This window comes from Bacillus sp. HY001, assembly GCF_007558965.1.
Classification (GTDB): Bacteria; Bacillota; Bacilli; order Bacillales; family Bacillaceae_G; genus Bacillus_A; species Bacillus_A mobilis.
The window spans coordinates 132079-153895 of record NZ_VLTE01000031.1; the positions used below are offsets into that span (position 1 = coordinate 132079).

Below are 21817 nucleotides of genomic sequence, written 5' to 3' on the forward strand. Positions count from 1 at the left end.
GCAAAGGATTATTGCAAACTTTACGAAAAAACTCTAATATTAGATTATCTTTGTTTACCGAAAAGGTGATATTATGGTAGTTGGAAATATAGTAAAAGAAGTACTTGCATATAAAAAAGGACAGTTTCAGCAAAAATTAAGTAGTCCGCAGGCTTTTGTTAGTAGTAGGTTTCAGGAGAAGCTGCAAAGCGATCCTATGAAGGAGACGAAAGCTACTACGCAGCCGGCAAAAGTAGAAGATATGAGTCAGCCGGTACAATCTACGAAAATAGAAGCGGTTGTAAATAAACCGGTAGAATCTATTCATAAAGTAGAGGAAGTAAGTAAGCCGGAGGAAAAGCCTGAAACGAAGAAAGTTGATGAAGTGCAAGTTGCACAAAAAGAGTTTGAACGACGTTTCCCGGAAACGAAAAATGAGGCTGTTGATACGTGGGGATTAACGAAGAAGTATAATATTCAAAAAATACGTTCTTCAAATGAAGGGAAGTATGAGGATATTATTGATCGCGTGAGCCGTTCATATGGAATTCCGAAAACGTTAATTCAAAAAATGATTGAAGTAGAGTCTAATTTCAATCCGAAAACGGTGTCACATGCAGGAGCGATGGGACTTATGCAGCTTATGCCAGCGAATGTGAAAGAGATGGGTATAAAAAATCCATTTTCACCAGCTGAAAGTATTGAAGGTGGCGTGAAAGAGTTAAGCGGTTATTTAAAGAAAAATAACGGTGATTTAGTATTAGCGCTTGCTTCTTATAATGCTGGTCCTGGTAATGTGAGAAAGTACGGAGGCGTACCTCCATTTAAAGAAACGCAAGGATATATTAAAAAAATATTAAATATCGACGTTTCAAAATAAGAGATTTCATTATATAGAGAGAACATGAAATTTTCGTGAACATGATATGGGAGTTGGCTAGATTTGAAATTACAAGATGATATTCCGTTAACAATTTATTTTGAAATCGGAAATACGAAAAAGAAGATTGAAGATCTGCTTCATATTACGAAAGGTACATTGTATCGTCTTGAAAATTCAACGAAAAATACGGTGCGTCTTATGCTTGAGAATGAAGAGATTGGAACCGGAAAGATTTTGACGAAGAATGGCAAGATGTATGTTGAAATCGTTGAATTGAAAAGGTAGGGAAGGGGATTTTCATGAGTGGCGATAAATTAAGCCAAGAGCAAATTGATGCCCTGCTGAAGGCGGTAAATGAAGGCGAGGAAATGCCAGCTTTCGCACAAGAAGCAGGGAAGCAAGATAAATTTCAAGAGTATGATTTTAATAGACCGGAGAAGTTCGGTGTTGAACATTTACGTAGTTTGCAAGCGATTGCGTCTACGTTTGGTAAACAGACGTCACAGACGTTATCTGCGCGTATGCGTATTCCGATTGAGTTAGATCCTTCGACAGTGGAGCAAGTTCCATTTACGAGTGAGTATGTGGAGAAAATGCCGAAAGATTATTATTTATATTGCGTCATTGATCTCGGACTTCCAGAGCTTGGAGAAATTGTTATTGAGATTGATTTAGCATTTGTTATTTACATTCATGAGTGTTGGCTTGGCGGAGATAGTAAACGTAATTTTACGATGCGTAGACCGTTAACTGCATTCGAGTTTTTAACGCTTGATAATATTTTTGCACTTCTATGTAAAAACTTAGAGCAATCGTTTGAAAGTGTTGTGGCAATTAAACCGAAATTTGTAACGACAGAGACAGATCCGAATGCATTAAAGATTACGACAGCGAGCGATATCATTTCATTACTGAACGTAAATATGAAAACAGATTTTTGGAATACGACGGTGCGTATCGGTATTCCGTTCTTATCTGTTGAAGAAATTATGGATAAGTTAACGTCTGAAAATATTGTCGAACATTCTTCGGATAAGCGTAAAAAGTACACGTCTGAAGTGGAAGTGAAAGTAAATCAAGTGTTTAAACCCGTTCATGTTGCGATTGGTGAGCAGAAGATGACAATGGGTGACATTGAACAAATTGAAGAAGGCGATATTATTCCGCTTCATACGAAAGTTTCAGATGAATTACTCGGTTTTGTAGATGGAAAACATAAATTTAATTGTTTTATTGGTAAAGATGGAACGCGTAAGGCGCTCCTATTTAAAAGTTTTGTAGAGTAGGAGGATCCATATGAAGCATGAAGTATCTCCTGTGTCATTAATGGGATTAGAAGAATTTGCAGGAAAGCGAAATGAAGCGGGTAAAGCACATATTGATACTGTTTCGGATATTTCGATTGAACTTGGTGTAAAGCTTGGGAAATCATCTATTACGCTCGGTGATGTGAAGCAATTAAAAGTGGGCGATGTTCTTGAAGTAGAGAAAAACTTAGGACATAAAGTAGATGTGTATTTAAGTAATATGAAAGTTGGCATTGGGGAAGCGATTGTAATGGACGAGAAGTTCGGTATTATCATTTCTGAAATTGAAGCTGATAAGAAGCAAGCTGCGCTTATGAAAGCGCAAAGTCAAATGCTAGATAAAGAGTAGAGGAGGAGTCATATGTCGTATATGACGACCTTATTTCAAGTCGTTTTACTGTTTGGTGCGCTCGGCTACGGTGCATATTATATGACGAAAAAGACGCGCAAGCAGCAGTTTTTTAAACAAGGTGAAAATGGCCATATTCAAGTGAAGGACGGCGTTTATTTAAATCATCAAACGAGTGCCTTTTTATTTGAAGTAGATGGCAAGCAAGTGTTCACTGTTATTAGTAATAACGGTGTCCAATCTGTGCAATTAACAGGAACAGGAAATCAGTTTCAACAAGCGCTAGAAGATGCGGTGAAGAGTGAAACGAAAAAAGTAGAGGATCCATCATGAGAATAAAGAAACAGTTATCATTATTAGCCGTTATTTTCGTATTTTCTATCGTTTTTTCAATTATTTTTGTAAATCCAGCGTATGCGGCCCAAAACGGTTTTATTAATTTCGAAAATGGAAAAGAATTTACGAGTAATTCTAGTGTACAGCTATTTGCGCTCGTTACCCTTTTATCATTATCTTCTTCTATCGTTCTATTATTTACACATTTTACTTATTTTATGATCGTTCTTGGGATTACACGTCAAGGACTTGGGGTAATGAATTTACCACCGAACCAAGTGCTCGTTGGACTTGCCTTATTTTTATCACTCTTTACGATGCAGCCTGTACTCGGGCAGCTAAAGAGCGATGTGTGGGATCCGATGACGAAAGAGAAAATAACAGTAAGTCAAGCTGCGGAGACGACAGCTCCGATTATGAAAGAGTATATGTCAAAGCATACGTATAAGCATGATTTAAAGATGATGCTGAAAGTGCGCGGAGAAGAGTTACCGAAAGATTTGAAAGATCTTTCTTTATTTACGCTCGTACCATCCTTTACGTTAACGCAAATTCAAAAAGGATTGTTAACGGGGATGTTCATTTATTTAGCGTTTGTATTTATAGATTTAATTATTAGTACACTTTTAATGTACCTCGGGATGATGATGGTACCGCCGATGATTTTAAGTTTACCATTTAAAATACTCGTTTTCGTATATTTGGGTGGATATACAAAAATCGTCGACATTATGTTTAAAACGGTCGCCTGAAGAGTTTGATGCTATGTGATAGGAGTCATATAAATGAATACGTCACCAATTATAGATATTTTTCAAACCTTTTTTTATAAAGGGGTTATGATTTTAATGCCGATTGCCGTTGTAAGTTTGATTGTCGTTATTATTATCGCGGTTATTATGGCGATGATGCAAATTCAAGAGCAAACGCTGACGTTTTTACCGAAAATGGCGAGTATTGTGCTCGTTATTATCATTTTAGGTCCGTGGATGTTTCAAGAGTTAACGATGCTTATTTTAGATTTATTTGATAAAATCCCATCGCTATTGCGTTCGTACTAAGATAGGTGAACTGAAATGAATATGGAATTATGGGCGGCGACGTTTTTTGCGTTTTGCCGTATTACTTCATTTTTATATTTTTTACCGTTTTTCTCAGGTCGATCCATTCCAGCGATGGCGAAGGCTACAGTTGGACTTGCTCTTTCGATTACAGTTGCCGATCAAGTTGATGTTTCTCACATAAAGACAACTTGGGACGTTGCAGCTTATGCAGGTACGCAAATTGTAATTGGATTATCGCTTTCAAAAATTGTAGAAATGCTGTGGAATATTCCAAAAATGGCAGGGCATATTTTAGACTTTGATATCGGTTTATCACAGGCAAGTTTGTTTGATGTAAATGCAGGTTCACAGTCTACTTTACTTTCAACCATTTTTGATATATTTTTCCTCATTATTTTTATTTCACTTGGCGGCATTAATTATTTCGTTGCCACGATTTTAAAGTCGTTTCAATATACAGAGGCGATTTCAAAATTGCTGACGACTAGTTTTTTAGATAGTCTACTCGCAACGTTATTATTTGCGATTACATCAGCGGTTGAAATTGCTCTTCCGCTTATGGGAAGTTTGTTTATCATTAACTTTGTTTTAATTTTAATCGCAAAAAACGCTCCGCAATTAAACGTTTTTATGAATGCGTATGTCATTAAAATCACATGTGGTATTTTGTTTATTGCGATGAGTGTACCAATGCTCGGTTATGTGTTTAAAAATATGACGGACGTATTGCTTGAAGAATATACGAAACTATTTAACTTTTTCTTAACGAAGTAGGGGGACGCGCATGGCAAAGGATAATAAAACAGAAAAGGCCACCCCGCAGAAGCGTAAGAAATCGCGTGAAGAAGGGAATATTGCCCGGAGTAAAGATTTAAATAATTTATTTTCCATACTAGTATTAGCAGTTGTCGTTTACTTTTTCGGAGATTGGTTAGGGTTTGAGATTGCGAACTCTGTAGCGGTACTGTTTGATCAAATTGGAAAAAATACAGATTCAACACAGTATTTTTATTTAATGGGTATTTTATTACTAAAAGTATCAGCACCGATATTAATACTCGTATACGCTTTTCATTTATTTAATTATATGATTCAAGTCGGTTTCTTATTTTCTTCTAAAGTTATTAAGCCGAAAGCGTCGCGTATTAACCCGAAAAACTATTTTACGAGATTGTTTAGTCGTAAAAGTTTAGTAGATATTTTAAAATCACTGTTTTATATGGGATTAATCGGTTACGTCTCTTACGTTCTCTTTAAAAAGAATTTAGAGAAGATCGTGAGTATGATTGGATTTAACTGGACTGCGTCACTTTCTGAAATTATAAGGCAAATTAAATTTATCTTTTTAGCAATTTTAATTATATTAATTGTTCTTTCTATTATTGATTTTATTTATCAAAGGTGGGAATACGAACAAGATATTAAGATGAAAAAAGAAGAAGTAAAAAGGGAGCATAAAGATAATGAAGGGGACCCGCAAGTAAAGGGAAAACGAAAAAACTTTATGCATGCCATCTTGCAAGGGACAATTGCGAAGAAAATGGATGGTGCAACGTTTATTGTAAACAACCCGACTCATATTTCGGTCGTACTTCGGTACAATAAACAAGTTGATGCGGCGCCAATTGTCGTTGCAAAAGGGGAAGATGAGCTCGCATTATATATACGAACGCTTGCCCGTGAACAAGAAATACCAATGGTGGAAAACCGTCCACTTGCTCGTTCTTTATATTATCAAGTCGAGGAAGATGAGACGATTCCAGAAGATTTATACGTAGCTGTAATTGAAGTTATGCGCTATTTAATTCAAACAAATGAACTTGAAGTGTAATAGCGCGGTTGGAGGAGATCTCTTGTGTTTAAGATAGATTCTGCAAGAACCTATTTTTCTATCTTTTTAGCAGCGTCATTCGTAGTGGCGCTCTTAATTCCACTTCCACCATTTATACTTGATATCGTAATCGTTTTTTTACTAAGTATGTCAGTGCTTATTTATATGCGAGCAACAAGTATTAACGAGTGGGATGAATTAAAGTCATTTCCAACGATGTTGTTATTAATCGGGATTTTCCGCGTATCGATTAACGTATCGACGACGCGAGCGATTTTGACAGACGGAAATGCGGGGCATGTTATTGAAGAGTTCGGTCAGTTCGTAATTGGCGGGAACTTATTAATTGGGATTGTTATATTTATAGTATTAATCATATTCCAGTTTATCGTTGCAAACGGTGCGTCTCGTACAGCTGAAGTTGCGGCTCGTTTTACACTTGATTCTTTACCTGGGAAACAAATGTCAATCGATGCAGATTTAAACCAGCGTATTATTACTGAAAAAGATGCACAGGCAAAACGAAAAAAGTTAAATATGGAAACAGAGTTTTACGGAGCGATGGATGGTGCCGGGAAGTTCATTAAAGGGGACGTTATTTTCGGGATTGTCATTTTATTCGTAAACATTATTTTCGGTTTAATTGTCGGCATGATGCAGCAGGGTATGAGTTTTGCTGAAGCGGCTATTCACTATACACAGTTAACTGTCGGTGACGGAATCGTAAACCAAATCGGTTCGTTAATGCTTGCGATTTCAACGGGTATTATCGTAACGCGTGTATTTGACGGTTCACCGGATACAGTAACAGAAGGAATCTTTAAAGAGTTATTAGCACATGAAGTTGTTGTATATGCGCTTGGTGGTTTATTTATAGCAATGGGTATTTTTACTCCGCTACCATTTCTACCATTTGCACTCGTTGGTGGAACAATTATCTTCTTAGGAATTCGTAATAAAAACCGAATAAAGAAAGAAAAAGAAGACGAGCTTCAAAAAGAAATAGAAATGATTCAAGGCGAAGATGAGCAACTGCAACAAGTGGAAGATTCATTCGGAGTATTTACAGATAAATATCCAATTATTGTAGAGCTCGGTTTAGATTTAGCAGCACTTGTAAAGCAGAAAATTAACGGGGAAACAGCTCGTGATAAAGTTGTTCTCATGAGGAAATCAATTATTACCGATCTTGGTATTAACGTTCCTGGTATTAACTTTAAAGATAATACGAGTTTTAGACCACGCGGACGTTACATTATTCGTATTAAAGGTGCGAAGGCAGCAGAAGGTGTTTTAAAATCAGGCTACTTATTAGCACTGAAAACGCCAAATGTAATGGCTGATTTAGATGCAGAACCCGCGAAAGATCCGATTTTCGGTGAAGATGGATATTGGATTTTAGAACATATGGTACAAGATGCACAAATGAAAGGCTATCAAGTATTAGAGCCACTTAGCATATTAATTACGCATTTAGATGTTGTTGTTAGACGTAATCTTCATGAGTTAATTCAGCGTCAACATGTAAAAGACTTAATTAACTCACTTGAAAATGATAATGGCGTTTTATTAGAAGAGATTAAGAAGAAAGAAATCGACTTATCACTCGTTCAAAATGTTATTAAACAACTTCTAAAAGAAGGCATTTCTATTCGTGATTTACCAACAATTATTGAAGGTATTATTGATGGAAAAGAAATTTATCAAAACCACGTTGACGGTGTAACGTCATTCGTCCGTGAATGTATTTCAAAAGTTATTTGTGAAAATGCGAAAAATCCTGACGGTAAAATATACGCGGCGCTCTTCTCAGATTCAATCGAGTTAGATGCGGACGTTGTGAACAATTCCTATCAAGGCTATTTATTAAACTGGGATTTAGATTTAGAATCGCGAGTTGTTGAGCAAGTACAGCGCGTATTTAAACAAGCCCGCTTAATGGGAAGAGAACCAGTATTATTAACGCGTAGAAAAGATTTCAGATTTGCGATTGTAAGACTGCTAGAGCGTTATCAAATAGAAGCACAAGTACTTTGTATTAGTGAATTAGCTCCAGAAATTGTTGTAGATCAAATTGCTTACATTGAATAGTAGGGGGTGAAGTAATGGAAAATACAGAAAAGAAAGAAGCGTTAATGCGAATAAAAGCAGCTTCGAAAAATGAATTGTATCGAAAGTTATTTGACCAATATGGTACAGATTATTATTACGTTGTCGATGAAAGTGTAAAACGAAATATCCCGTTTTTTTGGAAAAAGAATTATGAAATGTTAGTTGCTTTTCCAGAGGATAAACAAGAAGAAGTGAACGAAGGTACAGCTCACTTTCATGAACAATTAATGGATGTTGTGAATGGTCCTTCAGAACAAATTGTGAAGTCGAACGGAATTCAATCGGTACTGCACAATTTAGAAAACGTGACGACTTCTATGTCATACGCGGCGATGCAAACAGGAAATAGTGAAGAATGGACAAGAAAGAAAGAGAAACTATTAAAGTTGTTTGAAAAAGGTATCGTCGTTGTGAAACAGACGGAAGAAACGAAAGTAACGAAAAAGCAAAAACCTGTGAAAAAAGTCGTTCCTGTCAAGAAAGAAGAAGTGGTTGTAAAAAAAGAAAAGCAAGAATCTGTACCGTTTATTATTCAAAAAGTAATTCGCATGCTAGAACAAAACGATGTAGAACAATACTTCATTCATGCATATGCTGAAAAGTTAAAAGTGAAGTTTGAGAATGCGACGATGATTACAGAAGAAGAAGTGATCGGATATATATTGGAAGATATGAGATCTCATTTCAACACGGAAAACGTTTTTGAAAAAGAAGTACAAACAATAGCATTAATCGGTCCAACTGGAGTTGGAAAAACGACGACACTGGCGAAAATGGCATGGCAATTTCACGGTAAGAAAAAAACGGTCGGTTTTATTACGACAGACCATTCACGCATTGGAACAGTACAGCAGCTGCAAGATTACGTCAAGACAATTGGATTTGAAGTAATCGCTGTACGTGATGAAGCTGCAATGACAAGAGCGCTTACGTATTTTAAAGAAGAAGCGCGTGTCGATTATATTTTAATTGATACAGCTGGAAAAAATTATCGTGCGTCAGAAACAGTGGAAGAAATGATTGAAACGATGGGACAAGTAGAGCCAGATTATATTTGTTTAACGTTATCAGCTTCGATGAAAAGTAAAGATATGATTGAAATCATTACGAATTTTAAAGATATTCATATTGATGGTATCGTATTTACAAAATTTGATGAAACAGCAAGTAGTGGTGAATTGTTGAAAATTCCAGCAGTATCATCGGCTCCAATTGTATTAATGACAGACGGACAAGACGTGAAGCAACATATACATATCGCTACAGCTGAACATTTAGCGAAACAAATGTTGCAAACATCATAGAAAAGAGGTGAAGGATAAGGCAACTGCCTTATTCAAACGAGTATGAACGGTCTTTATATAGGTTCTATGGGTATGATGAATTACATGCAGCGTATTAATGTTCATTCGAATAACGTTGCAAATGCTCAAACGACAGGATTTAAAGCAGAAAATATGACTTCTAAAGTATTTGATGTACAAGACACATATCGCCGTGGAGATGGGGCTGTGACAAATATCGGTTCGGTCGATTACGCTGTAGTTCCAGCTGCAACGCATGTGAACTTAGTACAAGGAAATATACAAATGACAAATAGTGATACAGATTTCTTTTTAGATGACGGTACAGCCGGTACAACATCATTTTTCGTTACATCTAAAAATGATGAAACGTTTTTAACGAGAGATGGCAGTTTTACAGTAAATAGTGATCGTTATTTACAAACAACTTCAGGAGCTTTCGTAATGGGAGAGAATAATGAACGTATTCGTATTCCAGAAGGAGCAAAAGTAGCTGTACAAGCAGACGGTACGTTATATGATGCAGTAACACAAAATAATATTGCTCGCTTGCAAACAAAAACAGTAGATGCAGAAGCAAATGCCCGTCTCGTGCAAAGAGAGAACAAAAGCTTTACACTAGCAGAAGGAAACATTGCTGATTTACCGAACGGAACAGGGGCGGTAAAAAACCATATGCTAGAAAATTCAAATGTAGATATGACGAAAGAGATGGCTGATCTTATGACAGATCAAAAAATGATTTCAGCATCACAACGAGTTATGACTTCATTTGATAAAATTTATGAAAAAGAAGCGAATGAAATATTGAGATAAGAGACTTCCCATAGCGGAAGTCTTTTTTTATTATTGCTTTTAGTTCAGTTACATCATAAAATGATAATGATTATCAATATCATTTTATCTTTTTTCATTAGAATGGAACTTCATAATGATAGCAACATTGCTTAACTAGGTAAATTAAAAATAAGGGGATGGTGTGTATGTCTACAAAAAAACAACTGTGCATTGGTTTATGTTTAATTTCTAGAAAGAAAGAGCAAGAAAGTGAGTTTAATTCGGGAATTGAAGAGCAAGTAGAGTTAGCGAAAAAAGCAGAAGAATCGAAGTTAGATTTTGTTTTTAAAGCAGATTATTTAGTGGCGCATCCAGATTTAATTGCTCGTAATAAGGGAAATGTCATTTTAGATCCGACGTTACTTTTTACTGCTATTGCGTATGCAACAGAAAAAATTGGAGTCGTTACAACTGCTTCAACTTCGTTTTATCCACCATATATATTAGCGAGGCAATTACAATCTTTACACTGGATTAGTAACGGCCGAGTAGGATGGAATATTGTCACATCCATTGACGGTGCTGAAAACTTTGGTGAGGAAGAGATGCCATCATCAGAGCAGCGATACGCGAAAGCGGCAGAATGTACAGCGTTAGTAAGAAAACTTTGGGGAAGTCACCCTTATGAAGTATTGAAAGTAGATAATCCTGATGTGATTAGAGAGATGGTAAAGCCTATTGAGCATAATGGCGAATATTTTGAGGTGAAAGGCCCACTTAATATTCCGCAGCATATTTCAGGGGAAATGCCATTATTTCAAGCAGGTGCTTCAGAGTCAGGCCGGAATTTTGCGGCTTCTGTCGCGGATGCAATTTTTGCTGCAACGCCAGATGTAGAATCAGGAATAGAACTGCGTCAAGATTTAAGAAGAAGAGCAGAACAGCATGGCCGTAACCAAGATGATATACGCGTATTACCTGGATTATATTTCTTTATCGGTGATACATATGAAGAAGCGTTAGAAATGCATAGGCAAGCACATCAACATCTCACAAAAGAGAAGAGATACTCGTTACTCGAAATGGTTCTTGGACTAGACGCGAGAGGGATTCCGCTAGAAAGTAAGATTACGGAAGAGATGTTGCCAAGCCGTGATCAAACTGTTCGCAGTAAAACACACGCTGAATTATTACGGAACTACATTATTAAAAATGAACCAACTGTTGAGCAAATACTAGAACGACCAGAAGTTGTTGGCTCGGCTCATTGGGTTGCAGTTGGTACAGCGCAAGACGTTGCGAAACAAATTATGGATAGGTTTGAGGCAGGAGCGTTAGATGGATTTATTGCTATCCCAGGAGGACCTCCAAAGTCACTAGATCTATTCTTTCGTGAAGTTATTCCTTTATTCGTGAAGGCCGGTGTATTTAGGGAAGAATATACAGGTTCTACTTTACGGGAGCATTTAGGGGGAAAGCTATCAAAACCTTTGCAGTTAAAATAACAGAAAGATTACGTATAAAAAGCCTTTCATAAGAAGGTTTTTTATTTTTTGTTAAAATTCAGAATTATCAATTGACTTTACGGGTCTGTTTTTTTTATATTAGTAGGTATACTAATAACTACTAATATATATGTATCATTTTGAGATGAGAGTTATATAGAATGTGAGGGATTGCTGATGGATGAAGTTATAAAGGAATTACAAAAGTTAGGTTTTTCCCAGTATGAATGTAAAGCGTATATTGGACTACTAAAACATTCCCCAGTAACAGGGTATGAAGTGAGTAAACAAACAGGGGTACCTCGTTCGATGATTTATGAAGTACTCGGTAAATTGATGGATAAAGGAGCGGTGCATATTGTTCCTACTGAACCAGTGAAATATGTACCAGTACCAGCTACGGAGTTAATGAATCGAATGCGAAAAGATTTTGAAAAGTCCTTTGAATTTTTAGACCAAAAATTAAATGGTTTAGAACAAGAGCGACAAATAGATGTAATTTCGCATATTCGCTCCAATGATCGTGTTGTAAAAGAAATATGCAATATAATTAATAGGGCGAAGGAAGAGTTATGGATTTCTGTATGGGAAGATCAAGTGCATGAAATTGAACCATATATTCATCAAAAGGAAGAGGAGGGTGTACATATATTTTCGATCTTATTTGGCGCTTCCCATACAAAAATAGGCGCGACGTTTCATCATAATTATATGACGCCCCACGTTGTTGAAAAGAGAATGGGTGGTCATTTAACTGTTATTGCTCGTGATGGAGAGGAAGTATTAATTGCGAACTTCTCAAATGATAGTACTTCATGGGCCGTTACAACGTATGACCCAGCACTAGTTCTCGTTGCTACAGAGTATGTGCGGCACGATATTATGATCGAAGAAATCACAAAGGAATTTGGAGCTGATAAGTTAGATACGTTATGGCGTGAAAATATTGATTTAGTTCATGTCGTAACAGGAAAACGAACGATGGAAGGAATGGAGGATGATAGGAATGAGTAAAGCTCAGGCACATATAGCTTTGCAGAGCGATGATACATTTCAGCAAGGAGTAAAAGATTGTTTACCGACTGTATTTGGTTATTTGAGCATCGGTATAGCAGCTGGTGTAATTGCAAAAACAGCAGGTTTCTCCATCATTGAAATTGCGTTTATGTCCACTTTAATTTATGCAGGTTCTGCCCAATTTATATTAGCTGGTATGTATGCAGCCGGTGCGCCTGCTTCAGCAATCATTTTCACCGTCTTTTTTGTCAATTTACGCCACCTTTTAATGAGTGCTGCGCTCGCGCCGTACTTTACGAAACTGCCTTTATTAAAAAACGTAATGATCGGTTCTCAAATTACAGATGAAACGTTCGGCGTTGCAGTGCAACACGCAGCGCAAAAAGGATATGTAGGCGACAGGTGGATGATGGGGTTAAATGTAACAGCCTATTTAAATTGGATTCTTGCTACTATTATTGGTGGATTGTTTGGTGAGTGGATACCTGATCCGCATACGTACGGGATGGATTATGCATTACCAGCAATGTTTATCGGGCTATTTGTACTTCAGCTCATAAGTAGTAAACCAAAACTAGCAATTCATCTTACCGTTGCCATTGTAGCGATGATGATCGCATACGTTTCACACTTATTTATGCCAGATAGTATAGCGGTTATTATCGCAACATTACTAGCTGCGACGATTGGAGTTGTGATTGAAAAATGGAAATAAGATTAGAAGTACTATTACTTTTACTAGCAGCAGGAGCTGTTACACTCGTGCCACGTATTTTACCTCTACTCGTATTTAGTAAACTTCAAATTCCGGACTGGGGTTTAAAATGGTTAAATTACATACCAATTGCGATATTAGCAGCACTTTTAGCACAAGTATTATTTATGCATGAGACGATGCAGTGGGATTACCTTATCGCAGCAATTCCAACATTTCTTGTAGCGATATATACTCGTAGTTTATTAGGTACAGTATTAACGGGCGTGATTGTGATTATTTTGTTACGTTTCTTTTTCTAAAAAGGATTACGCTCATATAATAGCGAAAAGTGTAATAACATGAACGATATAGGGGTGGTGTTATGATACTTTTAACGATAGGCGCAATTTTGTTAACGTTGTTTATTTTCTTTATTATCGGTTTCATTACGTTTATGATGTTTGTTGATAAGGCGACACCTCAAATATATTACACACCTTGTGAATCAGTGACAGTGAAAACTAAAGGTAAACATAGAAGGAAGAAAAGTTGATTGTTGACTTTTCTTCCTTTTCTATTACATCCCCGAAAGAACTAACAACAATAACCCAAATAGAAAACTAATAAAAGAAAGAAAACCGATACATATGGAGAACACACGATTGTTTCTCCATTCGCGCCAGAAAACGATACAACCTAAAAGACAAAGAAAAAACCAGATGGGCAGGAATATGAATTCGCTAACTTTCTCAGGAAGTAACGTATAAAAAGTTGTAAAATATAAGATCCAATTGATAAAAAATAAAATGCATACGATAATAGATTGTAAGTGGGGGCGTTTGAAAAACTCCCCTTTTTTTACGGTTATAAAAATGATAGTTAGCGCTGCGAAAAAGGCAATGAATATGAAAAGAAATAAGAGTAATGTAAGTGTCATTTAGATCTCCTTTAAAAGATTGTTTTTGCAAGAAATGAATCTATAATATTGTATGCCTGTTTAGTAGAGTTCTCGTTATATTTTTCAGTGTACGGATTTAGAAATCCATGTTCACCGTGTAGTTGTTGTATTTCTAGTAAAGGATTGTTTTGTTGCTGCAATGTTTGAATTAAAGAGGATACTGAAAAACTAGCTTCTTTTTCAGGGAAAATAAGTAGGGTTGCACATGTTGGTTTTATATGAATATAGTCACGTATACGGGAACCATAACATCCGATAATAAAATCTATTTTCGGATTGTTACTGCATAGCCATGAGATGGTAGCACCAACACTAAAGCCAATAAGTCCAATATGTGTGTAACGACTAGAGAGACGAGTAATGAATTCTTCAATTTTCTTTTTTCCATCATCAAATCCAATATGATTCATAAAAAAATGATATGCTTTTTCTTCATCACTATAATGAAATGCATGTAGCGATTGTAGAAGATTAGGACAGAATATATCTATATGAGATGAAGTGAAGTGTTGGGTAACGTGATGCATATGGTCGTTCACACCATATATTTCATGAACAGCAACGAGAGCTAATTGTTTCTTCATCGTTACAATGTACCTCTATGAAACTTAAATTCTTTTTCAACAAGGCATATGCGCAAGTGGAAGTTTTCATACCATTGCTCGCGGCCTCTTTTTTTTGCTTCTTTATGTAAGGCGTTTTGTTTCCAGTTTTCAATTGCCTCAAGTGATTCCCAATAAGAAATGGTGATTCCGAGTCCTGCATGATCACGTGCACTTTCTACACCTAAAAATCCAGGTTGCTGTTTTGCAAGTTCCTCCATTTTGTTGGCAACGGTACTATAATCTGTCGTATCATTTGATAAATTAGAAGTGAATATAACTGCATAGTAATGCTTGTTTTTTTCTAAATCAAATTTCATTATCTTTCCCCCTTAATATATAGTGCGAATAATTCATTCATAGTTTGTATTTTAGCAGGTTAAAAAAAGAAAAGAAGTAGAAGATTCTTATTTTTTCAGTTGTTGTAAAACAAGGGGGATAGAGAATTTATATGAAAGTAAGAAAAATGCCACTTCAAAAAAATGAAGTGGCATTTTTTATATTTCCTCTAAGCTATTAACTGGAACAGTTAATTCGCGTCCTGGATTTTTTACTTCATATATGCGGGCGGTTTCGTTGTTTTCATCGACGTGTTGAATGGTAACAGGCATGCCTTGAAAACTGACATTCGCTTGTTCTGATGACACAGAAAGCTCTTTTGCACGTTGAATATTCATTTATATTCCTCCCATCATTATTATCTTTGCTAAAAAGGAGGAATAATATACCATTTCGAGACATTCTTAAAGTTTTTGTATTATTTGTAATGTTTCTTTAATAAATGCAGAGAAAATAGAATCTGGATACGATTGTAACATTTCATTTGCTTTTGTTGCTTCTTCAAGAGCTCTTTTTTTATCATTCAGTTTGACGTAACAAAGTGCACGATATGCACCTGCTGTTGTAAGCCACGATTGATCAAGCGGATGGTTCATATAATCTGGTATAATAGCACGTTGCAATGCTTGTAAAGCTTCTTCGTAACGTTTTAATCCGTATAAAGCTTTTCCTTTTTCAAGATAATACAATCCGTCGTCTTGAAAAATTGGCTGATCTTTTAGTTTTTCTCGAAATTGTTCTACATGTTTTAATGCGATTGTATATTCATTAGTAATCGTGTTGTAGTAGTAAGCTTTTAAAATATCGATCATCGCAATGGATAGAGTGTCTTCTGTAAAAATGGCAAATTGCTCAGATTTTTTTATGTAATATAAATATTGTTCTTTATCAACTGTAATGACTTTTTGGTAAGATAAAATCCGGTAAAATACATCTGTTTTATAATACACTTGATGTTTTTTTGAAAATGCGAGTGTCTCTAATATCGTTTCTTCACATTTTTTGTAATCGCCACATGCTAGTAATATGATGGCTTCATATAAACATAAATCAATATGTATAATAAGATCCATTTCTAAATGTTTCTCTTCATAATCATTTCTAATATTAGATATAAGTTGTAAACATTCTGCATACTTTTTACGTGTGAATATTGCAAAAGATAATTTTAATTTTGTTTCCGTACTGTCGCGGTATAACTTATATTTTTCAAAAATAGAAACAGCTTTTTCTACGTAAGATTCAATGTTGTAATCTTTTATAATCACTGCGGCAGTTACGAATTGTTTGTATATACGAGCCGTATTTAAAGTAGAAGGGAGCTCTTTTTGAACGATAGGTAGTAGGGTCTTATACACTTCATCACATTTATTTTCCTTTATGAGTTGCTCCATTTTTGTAATGAGTTCTGCAATTTCTCCATCATCTTCTTCTAGTAAAAAACTTGTTTCACATCCTAGTTTTTCAGCGATATATTGTAATGTTTTCATGGAAGGTGTAGCTTTTCCATTTTCAATTTGACTAAGCATACTTTTTGTAAGTTCCGAACCTGCCAGCTCTGTTTGTGTAAGTTTTTTTTCTTTACGTAGCGCTTTAATTTTTTCACCGAGAGTTGCCATATTATTGCTCCTTTATCATTGGAAAAGTTAAATTGTATTTAACTTTTTGTTGTAAAAATTGGAAAGTCGATTATATAATAAGTTTAACACAATTTAACTTTTAAGGGGAGAGAGTCATTATGGGAGATGTAAGTATAGGACAACATGATACAAGAATGAAGATTGCAACGAGAAATATTATTTTAATGATGATTGGAAAGATGACGTCTTTATTAGGGGCAGGAATTTATACATTTGCGATGGGGTTATACGTTTTAAAGACAACTGGTTCAGGAATGGGTTTTGCAATTACGCTCGTTTGCGGATCACTTCCAAGGATGATTTGCGGTCCGATTGCGGGTGCTGTAGCTGACCGTGTGAATCGAAAATGGCTTGTCATTGGCACTGATTTATTAAGTAGCTTAACGATGCTTATTATGTTTATTCTTGCTACTATATTTGGACCATCACTTCTTTTTATTTATGTTTCAGCAGCATTATTATCAATTTGTGCCAGTTTTTATTCTGTTGCATTAACTTCGTCTATTCCGAGTTTAGTAGATGAAGGGCGTATTCAAAAAGCGAGTGCTTTAAATCAAACAGCAGCTTCTTTATCAAATATATTAGGGCCGATTATTGGCGGAGTTGTATTTGGTTTCTTTTCCATTAAGTCGTTCTTTTTGTTAAATAGTATTACTTTCTTTTTAGCCGTTATTTTGCAATTATTTATTGTATTTGATTTGTACAAAAAAGAAGTGGCTGAGAGTAAAGAGCGTTTCTTGACGAGTATAAAAGAAGGATTTTCATATGTAAAACGACAGCATGAAATATATGGTTTAATGAAAATAGCGCTGTGGGTAAACTTTTTTGCATGTGGGTTAACCGTAGCACTTCCATATATTATCGTCCATACATTGCATCTATCTTCAAAGCAGCTCGGTACTGTAGAGGGAATGTTAGCAGTCGGGATGCTGATGGGTGCGATTGCTTTATCAGTGCGTAAAGAAGTGAAGAATCCGTTTCGTTCTATTTATACTGGACTGTTTTTATTTGCGGGTTTAAGTTTATGTACAGTTTTCCCATTGTTAGTTACCATTCCAAAAGTGGCAAGTTTTATTTATTATATTGCTTTTATGATGTTAACGGGTATAGCAATTATGATTGTAAATATTCCGATGCAAGTACATATGCAAAAAACGACAGATCCGAGCTATTTAGGGCGTGTGTTTGGCCTACTTGAAACAATTGCTACTGCAATCGCACCACTCGGTATGATTGTATATGGATTATTATTAGATATGTTGCCTACTAGCATTGTTATGATGACATTAGGCGGAGGTTTATTGTTAGTTGTATTAGTTGGGGTAAAGCAACATATGGCAAAAAAACAAGTGGATGTGTCGGTTTAAAAATAAGAAAATAATAAAAAATTAACTTATCATTATAAAAATGACTAAATTAGTATTTTAGTTTTTGAAACTCTTTTTCATGTGTGTTACAGTATAGTGAGCAGACAAAGAAAAGGAGAAAACATCATGAAAAAATTAAGTTTTGTTATGCTTTTTCTGTTAGTTGTAATGGCTGGATGTAGTAATTATGACACGTATATTGAAACTGGTATGCAATCATTGAAAAATGAAAAATATAGTGATGCGATTATGTGGTTTGAAAAAGCGGAAAAAGAGAAAACAGGAAATGAAGCGAAGGCATATAAAGAAGTCGCGCAGTTATTGGATCGCGGTGCGACAGCATTAAAAGATGGTAAGTATTTAGAAACGAAAGATATTGCAAATGAAGTGCTACAAAAGAAAAAAGACGATGCACTTGAAAAAGCTGTAACATCAAATGCAGAGGATATGCTTCAAAAAGCAAAAGATGTGGAAAAGAAAGTAAATGAAAGAGTGGCAAAACGGAGAAAAGTAGAAGAAGAAGGAATCGATAAACTCATTAAAGCTGTCGACAGTATCGATGATGTAAAAGAAAAAGAGAAGAAAGTTTCAGAAGCATTAGATAAGGCTGAAGAGGCACAAGCAAAAATTGAAGCGAAGAAAAATAAATAGAGTAATAGTTTAAAAGGCTGTCGTGTATAACGACAGCCTTTTAATTTTTTGCTGTATAAGAAGTGATGCTATGTAGTAAAAAAGAAATAATTTTAGAATTCCACCTGTCCTCATGATGAATCGTATAAATGTTACGTTGAAATTCAAATCCAGGGATGGGTATGTAGCATAGTTCATTTCGGTGTACTTCTTGTTCAATAGCGAGTTTAGAAATAAAAGCAACTCCATTCCCATATTTTAAAATTTGTTTCATCGTTTCTAATGAATCTAATTCAATTTCAGATTGGAACGTAATGTTATGTTCTAACATCCATTGCGTAAGTAAATCTCTCGTTGTAGATGGGTTACGATGCAATAGTATACGTTCTTTTTCGATATCTTGTAATGATACATTTTCTTTTTTTGAAAAATGATGTTCTTTTGAGAAAGCAAGAACAAGTGTATCAGGTATTATTTTTGTTTCTTTTAAAAGTGATTCATCAAACGGTGCCGCAGAAATTACTCCGAGATCAATTTCATGATTTTGTAACATCGTTCGAATTTCAGGAGCTGTTTTTACCATAATCGTTATTTTTATATTTGGGAATTCGCATTGAAATTGGTGAATAATTTCTGGTAAAAGATAAGTTGCTGGTACATAACTAGCACCAATTGTTATAGCACCTTTATGAAAATCTTTAAACTCTTGTGTGACCCGCCTAGCTTCTTTCATAAGTGCATCTATTTTACAAGCATAATGATGCAATGCCTCACCAGCCTCTGTTAAGAAATATCTTCCAGAACGTAATTCAAATAAAGGCACACCGAGTTCTTCTTCTAAGCTTTTTATATGGAATGTAATAGTAGGTTGTTTAACACCAAGTTTTTCTGCAACTATCGTAAGTTTTTTATATTTCTTAATAAGCACTACAATTTCTAACTTTAAAAGATTCATTATGAGTTGCCGCCTTTTTTATTTTAACTATAGAAAAAATCTATAGAAATAAATAGTTTATTAGAAGTTTTTTAATTTAATCTTTACAGTACATTAACATTCAGTATAAATCTTCCAGATAGAATGAAAGCAGGTTAAGAGTGAGGGGAGAGAGGTGAAACGATGGATATTAAAATTCATGGATTAGAAAAGACGTTTGGAAAAACACAGGCGTTAAAACCGTTACAAATTGTCATGAAACAAGGTGAATTCACTACACTTTTAGGGCCTTCGGGATGCGGGAAAACGACTTTACTTAGAATGATTGCAGGACTTGAAGAGCCAGATAAAGGTGAAATATATTTTGGAGATAAGTGCATGTATTCTGGTGCAAAAAAAATCAAAACATCTCCTCATGAACGTAATATCGGTATGGTATTTCAAGATTTTGCTTTATGGCCGCATATGACAGTATTTGAAAATGTTGCATTTGGTTTAAGGGCTACAAAGCAAACGAATCAATTACGGGAAAAAGTAGAAGATGCAATAAATCGAGTTCGCCTGCAAGGGATGGAGAAAAGGTATCCGCATGAGCTCTCTGGTGGACAGCAGCAACGCGTCGCATTTGCAAGAGCGATTGTAACAAAACCGCATTTTATTTTGTTTGATGAACCGCTGAGTGCACTCGATGCAATTTTGCGAGAAGAAATGCGATTAGAGCTTATGGATATCGTTCATTCAATCGGTTTAACGGCATTGTATGTCACGCACGATCAAACAGAAGCAATGTCAATGTCAGACCAAATTATTGTTATGAAACAAGGAGAAGTATTACAAAAAGGAACTCCAGAAGACATTTATGTGAAGCCATCTCATGAATTTGTTGCAAAATTTGTTGGTAAAGCAAATTGGCTTGTAGAGGGGAAACAAATGGTTCGTCCAGAACATGTAAGCTGGACGAAAAATGAAGTGAGTGAAATGTATACAGGTAAAATTCAGCACGTTACATATGTAGGAGAACGGTATGAAATGAAAGTAAACATGGGGGCACTCGGAATATGGACAGCTTATCACAATAGTAAATTAAGCATCGGTAAGCCAGTATCGTTATATGTGCCAAAAAAATGTATTCATCATATAGGGGGAGAATCGTATGAAGAAATTCAGTTCGCTTAAGTCTTTATTTGTATGTACTTTATTATTTTCGGCTGTAGTAACAGGGTGTAGTTCAAAGACAGGCAATGCAGATGCAAAGAGTAAAGCTACGAATGAAAAGAAAATTGTTGTATATAGTGCAGGACCAAAAGGATTAGCAGAAAAGATTCAAAAGGACTTTGAAAAGAAAACAGGTATAAAAGTAGAAATGTTTCAAGGAACAACAGGTAAAATTTTAGCGAGAATGGAAGCTGAAAAGAAAAATCCAGTCGTTGATGTAGTCGTACTTGCATCATTACCAGCGATGGAAGGATTAAAAAAGGATGGGCAAACGTTAGCTTATAAAGAAGCGAAACAAGCTGATAAGCTTCGTTCTGAATGGTCGGACGATAAAGGACATTATTTCGGATATAGTGCTTCAGCGTTAGGAATTGTGTATAACACAAAAAATGTGAAGACAGCGCCTGAAGATTGGAGTGATATAACGAAAGCGGAATGGAAAGGAAAAGTGAATCTTCCAGATCCAGCACTTTCAGGTTCAGCTTTAGACTTTGTAACAGGATATGTGAAAAAGAATGGAAAAGATGGATGGAATTTATTTGAACAGCTTAAGAAAAATGAAGTTACAGTCGCAGGAGCAAATCAAGAAGCGTTAGATCCTGTAGTAACAGGTGCGAAAGACATGGTCATTGCTGGTGTTGATTATATGACGTACAGTGCAAAAGCAAAGGGTGAACCGGTTGATATTGTTTATCCAAAAAGCGGAACAGTTATTAGCCCACGAGCAGCCGGGATTATGAAGGATAGTAAAAATGTAGAAGGTGCAAAAGAGTTTATTGATTATTTATTATCAGATGATGTGCAAAAACAAGTTGCTAAAGCGTATTTATTGCCAGGTAGAACAGATATAAAAGCTGAAAATAGACCGAATGTAGAAGAAATTCCGGTATTAAATATTGATTGGAAAACAGTTGAGAAAGAACAAGATGAAATAGGAAAACAATTTAAGAAAGTATTTCAATAAGATGGTG

General features: G+C 35.6%; 27 protein-coding genes. 21 read left to right on the forward strand and 6 right to left on the reverse strand.

From position 1 onward, the window contains the following. The first annotated feature begins 73 nt into the window (after positions 1-73). From FOT98_RS16165 to FOT98_RS16245, 17 genes are all read left to right on the forward strand, one after another. Entirely contained in the window at positions 74-859 is a 786-nt protein-coding gene (locus tag FOT98_RS16165; RefSeq protein WP_063263674.1) for a lytic transglycosylase domain-containing protein, read from the forward strand. A gap of 63 nt (positions 860-922) precedes the next feature. Next, positions 923-1147, forward strand: coding sequence for a flagellar motor switch protein FliN (locus tag FOT98_RS16170; RefSeq protein WP_000775712.1), 225 nt, complete (start codon positions 923-925; stop codon positions 1145-1147). Positions 1148-1161: 14 nt separating this feature from the next. After that, on the forward strand, positions 1162-2148 hold the full coding sequence (gene fliM / locus FOT98_RS16175; RefSeq protein ID WP_063263673.1) for a flagellar motor switch protein FliM: 987 nt from the start codon (positions 1162-1164) through the stop codon (positions 2146-2148). A gap of 10 nt (positions 2149-2158) precedes the next feature. Continuing rightward, positions 2159-2518 carry a flagellar motor switch protein FliN gene (fliN, locus tag FOT98_RS16180; protein WP_048566843.1) on the forward strand — a complete coding sequence of 120 codons (360 nt, stop codon included), beginning with the start codon at positions 2159-2161 and terminating at the stop codon, positions 2516-2518. Positions 2519-2530: 12 nt separating this feature from the next. Continuing rightward, the gene (locus tag FOT98_RS16185; RefSeq protein ID WP_000121176.1) at positions 2531-2851 is read left to right on the forward strand and encodes a hypothetical protein; all 321 of its coding nucleotides are present in this window, start codon (positions 2531-2533) and stop codon (positions 2849-2851) included. Beyond that, positions 2848-3606, forward strand: a complete 759-nt coding sequence (locus FOT98_RS16190) for a flagellar type III secretion system pore protein FliP (protein ID WP_001220586.1) — start codon at positions 2848-2850, stop codon at positions 3604-3606. Before FOT98_RS16185 ends, FOT98_RS16190 begins: the two co-directional genes overlap by 4 nt. 33 nt (positions 3607-3639) lie before the next feature. After that, positions 3640-3915 (forward strand): flagellar biosynthetic protein FliQ, encoded by a 276-nt coding sequence (locus FOT98_RS16195; RefSeq protein WP_001098080.1) that lies wholly within the window; start codon positions 3640-3642, stop codon positions 3913-3915. Between the two features lie 15 nt (positions 3916-3930). Beyond that, positions 3931-4692 carry a flagellar biosynthetic protein FliR gene (locus FOT98_RS16200; protein ID WP_144291088.1) on the forward strand — a complete coding sequence of 254 codons (762 nt, stop codon included), beginning with the start codon at positions 3931-3933 and terminating at the stop codon, positions 4690-4692. A 10-nt stretch (positions 4693-4702) separates the two neighbouring features. Further along, the gene (gene flhB / locus FOT98_RS16205; protein ID WP_063263671.1) at positions 4703-5749 is read left to right on the forward strand and encodes a flagellar type III secretion system protein FlhB; all 1047 of its coding nucleotides are present in this window, start codon (positions 4703-4705) and stop codon (positions 5747-5749) included. A 24-nt stretch (positions 5750-5773) separates the two neighbouring features. Further along, a complete protein-coding gene (flhA, locus tag FOT98_RS16210) occupies positions 5774-7840 on the forward strand; it encodes a flagellar biosynthesis protein FlhA (protein WP_063263670.1) in 2067 nt (688 codons plus the stop codon). Positions 7841-7854: 14 nt separating this feature from the next. Then, positions 7855-9165: a flagellar biosynthesis GTPase FlhF gene (gene flhF / locus FOT98_RS16215; RefSeq protein WP_063263669.1), complete on the forward strand. Its 1311-nt coding sequence runs from the start codon at positions 7855-7857 to the stop codon at positions 9163-9165. A gap of 42 nt (positions 9166-9207) precedes the next feature. Then, positions 9208-9981: a flagellar basal-body rod protein FlgG gene (locus FOT98_RS16220; protein ID WP_080467881.1), complete on the forward strand. Its 774-nt coding sequence runs from the start codon at positions 9208-9210 to the stop codon at positions 9979-9981. 167 nt (positions 9982-10148) lie between these two features. Next, the gene (locus tag FOT98_RS16225) at positions 10149-11447 is read left to right on the forward strand and encodes an NtaA/DmoA family FMN-dependent monooxygenase (RefSeq protein ID WP_063263668.1); all 1299 of its coding nucleotides are present in this window, start codon (positions 10149-10151) and stop codon (positions 11445-11447) included. Positions 11448-11624: 177 nt separating this feature from the next. Further along, positions 11625-12461, forward strand: a complete 837-nt coding sequence (locus FOT98_RS16230; RefSeq protein ID WP_063263667.1) for a TrmB family transcriptional regulator — start codon at positions 11625-11627, stop codon at positions 12459-12461. Then, the gene (locus FOT98_RS16235) at positions 12454-13179 is read left to right on the forward strand and encodes an AzlC family ABC transporter permease (protein WP_063263666.1); all 726 of its coding nucleotides are present in this window, start codon (positions 12454-12456) and stop codon (positions 13177-13179) included. The genes FOT98_RS16230 and FOT98_RS16235 overlap by 8 nt, the downstream gene beginning before the upstream one ends. Beyond that, the gene (locus FOT98_RS16240) at positions 13170-13481 is read left to right on the forward strand and encodes an AzlD domain-containing protein (protein WP_063263665.1); all 312 of its coding nucleotides are present in this window, start codon (positions 13170-13172) and stop codon (positions 13479-13481) included. The genes FOT98_RS16235 and FOT98_RS16240 overlap by 10 nt, the downstream gene beginning before the upstream one ends. A 62-nt stretch (positions 13482-13543) precedes the next feature. Continuing rightward, positions 13544-13714 (forward strand): DUF3951 domain-containing protein, encoded by a 171-nt coding sequence (locus FOT98_RS16245; protein ID WP_000602236.1) that lies wholly within the window; start codon positions 13544-13546, stop codon positions 13712-13714. Positions 13715-13738: 24 nt separating this feature from the next. Here FOT98_RS16245 and FOT98_RS16250 read toward each other — a convergent pair whose 3' ends face one another. From FOT98_RS16250 to FOT98_RS16270, 5 genes are all read right to left on the reverse strand, one after another. Then, entirely contained in the window at positions 13739-14098 is a 360-nt protein-coding gene (locus FOT98_RS16250) for a hypothetical protein (RefSeq protein ID WP_080467880.1), read from the reverse strand. A gap of 11 nt (positions 14099-14109) precedes the next feature. Beyond that, positions 14110-14703 (reverse strand): dienelactone hydrolase family protein, encoded by a 594-nt coding sequence (locus FOT98_RS16255; protein ID WP_063263664.1) that lies wholly within the window; start codon positions 14701-14703, stop codon positions 14110-14112. A gap of 2 nt (positions 14704-14705) precedes the next feature. Continuing rightward, entirely contained in the window at positions 14706-15041 is a 336-nt protein-coding gene (locus tag FOT98_RS16260; protein ID WP_063263663.1) for an antibiotic biosynthesis monooxygenase family protein, read from the reverse strand. Positions 15042-15218: 177 nt separating this feature from the next. Then, positions 15219-15398, reverse strand: a complete 180-nt coding sequence (locus FOT98_RS16265; protein ID WP_016088502.1) for an H-type small acid-soluble spore protein — start codon at positions 15396-15398, stop codon at positions 15219-15221. 66 nt (positions 15399-15464) lie between these two features. Further along, a complete protein-coding gene (locus FOT98_RS16270; RefSeq protein WP_063263662.1) occupies positions 15465-16679 on the reverse strand; it encodes a helix-turn-helix domain-containing protein in 1215 nt (404 codons plus the stop codon). Between the two features lie 119 nt (positions 16680-16798). Between FOT98_RS16270 and FOT98_RS16275 the strand changes: the two genes are divergently transcribed. Both FOT98_RS16275 and FOT98_RS16280 read left to right on the forward strand, forming a co-directional pair. Then, entirely contained in the window at positions 16799-18067 is a 1269-nt protein-coding gene (locus tag FOT98_RS16275) for an MFS transporter (protein ID WP_063263661.1), read from the forward strand. A 126-nt stretch (positions 18068-18193) separates the two neighbouring features. Continuing rightward, positions 18194-18718 (forward strand): COG3014 family protein, encoded by a 525-nt coding sequence (locus tag FOT98_RS16280; protein WP_063263660.1) that lies wholly within the window; start codon positions 18194-18196, stop codon positions 18716-18718. A 40-nt stretch (positions 18719-18758) separates the two neighbouring features. On the opposite strand, the gene FOT98_RS16285 is transcribed toward FOT98_RS16280, so the two are convergent. Beyond that, complete coding sequence (locus tag FOT98_RS16285) at positions 18759-19652, reverse strand: LysR family transcriptional regulator (RefSeq protein ID WP_063263659.1); 894 nt, start codon at positions 19650-19652, stop codon at positions 18759-18761. Positions 19653-19814: 162 nt separating this feature from the next. Here FOT98_RS16285 and FOT98_RS16290 point away from each other — a divergent pair, with 162 nt between their 5' ends. Both FOT98_RS16290 and FOT98_RS16295 read left to right on the forward strand, forming a co-directional pair. Beyond that, positions 19815-20807 (forward strand): ABC transporter ATP-binding protein, encoded by a 993-nt coding sequence (locus FOT98_RS16290; RefSeq protein WP_063263658.1) that lies wholly within the window; start codon positions 19815-19817, stop codon positions 20805-20807. Next, on the forward strand, positions 20785-21810 hold the full coding sequence (locus tag FOT98_RS16295) for an ABC transporter substrate-binding protein (RefSeq protein WP_063263657.1): 1026 nt from the start codon (positions 20785-20787) through the stop codon (positions 21808-21810). Before FOT98_RS16290 ends, FOT98_RS16295 begins: the two co-directional genes overlap by 23 nt. Positions 21811-21817: the final 7 nt, after the last annotated feature.

Bases quoted from the DNA above. Each gene is read 5' to 3' on its own strand.
- FOT98_RS16195 (WP_001098080.1), top strand. From the start codon at position 3,640: ATGAATACGTCACCAATTATAGATATTTTTCAAACCTTTTTTTATAAA.
- FOT98_RS16240 (WP_063263665.1), top strand. From the start codon at position 13,170: ATGGAAATAAGATTAGAAGTACTATTACTTTTACTAGCAGCAGGAGCT.
- FOT98_RS16280 (WP_063263660.1), top strand. From the start codon at position 18,194: ATGAAAAAATTAAGTTTTGTTATGCTTTTTCTGTTAGTTGTAATGGCT.
- FOT98_RS16250 (WP_080467880.1), bottom strand. From the start codon at position 14,098: ATGACACTTACATTACTCTTATTTCTTTTCATATTCATTGCCTTTTTC.
- FOT98_RS16290 (WP_063263658.1), top strand. From the start codon at position 19,815: ATGGATATTAAAATTCATGGATTAGAAAAGACGTTTGGAAAAACACAG.
- fliN (WP_048566843.1), top strand. From the start codon at position 2,159: ATGAAGCATGAAGTATCTCCTGTGTCATTAATGGGATTAGAAGAATTT.
- FOT98_RS16185 (WP_000121176.1), top strand. From the start codon at position 2,531: ATGTCGTATATGACGACCTTATTTCAAGTCGTTTTACTGTTTGGTGCG.
- FOT98_RS16235 (WP_063263666.1), top strand. From the start codon at position 12,454: ATGAGTAAAGCTCAGGCACATATAGCTTTGCAGAGCGATGATACATTT.
- FOT98_RS16260 (WP_063263663.1), bottom strand. From the start codon at position 15,041: ATGAAATTTGATTTAGAAAAAAACAAGCATTACTATGCAGTTATATTC.
- FOT98_RS16275 (WP_063263661.1), top strand. From the start codon at position 16,799: ATGGGAGATGTAAGTATAGGACAACATGATACAAGAATGAAGATTGCA.
- flhB (WP_063263671.1), top strand. From the start codon at position 4,703: ATGGCAAAGGATAATAAAACAGAAAAGGCCACCCCGCAGAAGCGTAAG.
- FOT98_RS16285 (WP_063263659.1), bottom strand. From the start codon at position 19,652: ATGAATCTTTTAAAGTTAGAAATTGTAGTGCTTATTAAGAAATATAAA.
- FOT98_RS16230 (WP_063263667.1), top strand. From the start codon at position 11,625: ATGGATGAAGTTATAAAGGAATTACAAAAGTTAGGTTTTTCCCAGTAT.
- fliM (WP_063263673.1), top strand. From the start codon at position 1,162: ATGAGTGGCGATAAATTAAGCCAAGAGCAAATTGATGCCCTGCTGAAG.
- FOT98_RS16190 (WP_001220586.1), top strand. From the start codon at position 2,848: ATGAGAATAAAGAAACAGTTATCATTATTAGCCGTTATTTTCGTATTT.
- FOT98_RS16200 (WP_144291088.1), top strand. From the start codon at position 3,931: ATGAATATGGAATTATGGGCGGCGACGTTTTTTGCGTTTTGCCGTATT.
- FOT98_RS16220 (WP_080467881.1), top strand. From the start codon at position 9,208: ATGAACGGTCTTTATATAGGTTCTATGGGTATGATGAATTACATGCAG.
- FOT98_RS16225 (WP_063263668.1), top strand. From the start codon at position 10,149: ATGTCTACAAAAAAACAACTGTGCATTGGTTTATGTTTAATTTCTAGA.
- FOT98_RS16165 (WP_063263674.1), top strand. From the start codon at position 74: ATGGTAGTTGGAAATATAGTAAAAGAAGTACTTGCATATAAAAAAGGA.
- FOT98_RS16295 (WP_063263657.1), top strand. From the start codon at position 20,785: ATGAAGAAATTCAGTTCGCTTAAGTCTTTATTTGTATGTACTTTATTA.
- flhF (WP_063263669.1), top strand. From the start codon at position 7,855: ATGGAAAATACAGAAAAGAAAGAAGCGTTAATGCGAATAAAAGCAGCT.
- FOT98_RS16265 (WP_016088502.1), bottom strand. From the start codon at position 15,398: ATGAATATTCAACGTGCAAAAGAGCTTTCTGTGTCATCAGAACAAGCG.
- FOT98_RS16245 (WP_000602236.1), top strand. From the start codon at position 13,544: ATGATACTTTTAACGATAGGCGCAATTTTGTTAACGTTGTTTATTTTC.
- FOT98_RS16255 (WP_063263664.1), bottom strand. From the start codon at position 14,703: ATGAAGAAACAATTAGCTCTCGTTGCTGTTCATGAAATATATGGTGTG.
- FOT98_RS16270 (WP_063263662.1), bottom strand. From the start codon at position 16,679: ATGGCAACTCTCGGTGAAAAAATTAAAGCGCTACGTAAAGAAAAAAAA.